Annotated in this window: 1 protein-coding gene and 1 pseudogene; one reads left to right on the top strand and one right to left on the bottom strand. The window is 34.1% G+C overall.

What is annotated here, in order from left to right; genetic code table 11:
- Window positions 1-814: glutamate--tRNA ligase (gene gltX / locus ACH2BG_RS00390; RefSeq protein ID WP_395045762.1), on the bottom strand; the 814-nt coding region annotated here is incomplete at its 3' end.
- A gap of 154 nt (window positions 815-968) precedes the next feature.
- Here gltX and ACH2BG_RS00385 point away from each other — a divergent pair.
- A pseudogene (locus ACH2BG_RS00385) lies at window positions 969-2,281 on the top strand (hypothetical protein); the annotation flags it as partial.

The following is a 2,281-nucleotide window of genomic DNA, read 5'->3' as shown; positions in this document are numbered from 1 at the left end:
GAAATCCCATCTTGTCACCGTCACGTTTGGATAATTTTCCGTTACCAATTGGTTTCATAATCAACGGTAAATGAGCAAATTCTGGCGCTTCCCATCCAAAGGCTCTGTACAACAAAACGTGTAAAGGCATGGATGGCAACCATTCTTCACCACGAATTACGTGAGATGTTTCCATTAAATGGTCATCCACAATATTAGCTAAATGATACGTTGGCATTCCGTCACTTTTGAATAATACTTTATCATCCAAAAGATTTGTTTCAAATTTTACATCACCACGAATGATGTCATGCAAATGCAAGGTTTCGTTCACTGGAGTTTTAAAACGGATGACATAATGTTCGCCATTAGCAATTCTTTTAGCAGTTTCGGCTGCAGAAATCACTAGTGAAGTATCCAGTTTTTTTCTGTTTGTATGATTGTAAATAAACGTTTTACCTTGTTCTTCTTCTAATTTTCTTGCTGCATCCAAAGCTTCTGCTGTATCAAAAGCATAATACGCATTATCGGAATTGATTAATTCAGCAGCATATTGCTGGTATAAATCTTTTCTTTCGCTTTGGCGGTAAGGGCCAAATTTTTCATTTTTACCAATAGTTTCATCTGGCGCAATTCCTAACCATTTTAAAGCTTCCATGATATATTCTTCGGCACCAGGAACAAATCGGTTCTGATCCGTATCTTCAATTCTTAAGAAGAAAACGCCATTGTTTTTTTTGGCATACAAATAATTGAATAATGCGGTGCGAACGCCGCCAATATGTAAAGGTCCAGTTGGACTTGGTGCAAAACGCACCCGAACTTGTTTAGACATTGCTGTAAATTTTTTGCGAAGATACAAATTCGATTTCTGATGTTATTATCTGAAAATGAGATAATGTAAGATTAATGAGTTTGGTGATTTTTAACATTTCTTTATTCATTTAAATTATTACTTTTAGTGGTCATAAAAAATCAAAGTATAAATTTTGGAAAAACAGCAATTTATTTATCAAAAATTAGAAGCTTTCATCAGAAAGTTTTATACCAACGAATTGATTCGGGGAACTATTTTCTTTATCGGTTTAGGATTGTTGTATTTTCTATTTACACTTTTTGTCGAATATTTTCTTTGGCTCAAACCAAAGGGAAGAACCATCTTATTTTGGACTTTCGTTGGAGTAGAAGTCTATTTGTTGTTCCGTTTTATTTTGTTCCCAATTTTTAAATTATTCAAACTTCAAAAAGGAATCGATTACAATCAGGCTTCGGCAATTATAGGAAATCATTTTTCGGAAGTGAGTGATAAATTGACTAACTTTTTACAATTATCAAATCCTAATGAGCATCTAATTAAATCCGAATTATTAGCCGCTTCGATAGAACAAAAAGCCAATGCGTTGCAACCAATACCTTTTGGTAATGCTATAAATTATAATGGTAACAGGAAATATTTTCCTTTGGCTTTGATTCCAATAGTGTTATTTGCTTTCTTTTATTTGTCAGGAAACAGCAGCATGATTTCTCAAAGTTTGAATAGAGTTGTGCATTTCAATTCAGCTTTTATGCCACCGGCTCCATTTAAATTTGTAGTTCTGAATTCGAATTTACAAACCGAACAAGGAAAGGATTTTATACTTCGAATTAAAACCGAAGGGAAAGTAGTTCCTGAGAATGCGATGATTTTTATTGATGACGAAAGTTATTTTATGGAATCGACTAAAGCGGGAGAGTTTCGATTTAAGATGTCAAAGCCTTCAGAAAATATTTTGTTCCACGTGGAGGGAAATGCTATTTCTTCTCCTGATTATGAACTTAAAGTGATAACCGTTCCCTCTATTGCAAATTTCGAAATGCAGTTGAACTTTCCAGCGTATTTGAATAAAAAATCAGAAGTTATCAAAGGAACAGGAAATGCTGTTATTCCTGAAGGAACTCGTGTTACTTGGAAGATGAATACGCTAGCCACACAAAGCGTGGATTGGATAGACGGATTTGTAAAAGCTACTTTTTCGAAAACAGAAAACAGTTTCGCTTTATCAAAAAATATTAGTCAAAATACAGATTATCAAATTCTTACTTCGAATGATAAAGTAAAAAACTACGAAAAACTCAATTATCAGCTTTCTATTGTAAAAGATCAGTTTCCAACGATTAATGTGAACAACGCTCCCGACAGTTTGAAAGTGGCTAAGAACTATGTTTTAGGTCAAATTTCGGATGACTATGGCTTGTCTAAACTTCAGGTTGTGTATTACGAAAGAGAGAAACCGCAAACTGCTAGACGTGGAACAATTGCTGT

The sequence above is a fragment of the Flavobacterium sp. genome (assembly GCF_043779715.1).
Lineage (GTDB): Bacteria > Bacteroidota > Bacteroidia > Flavobacteriales > Flavobacteriaceae > Flavobacterium.
The sequence above is the reverse complement of the archived record's forward strand: the minus strand, read 5'-3'. Positions and strand labels throughout refer to the sequence as shown.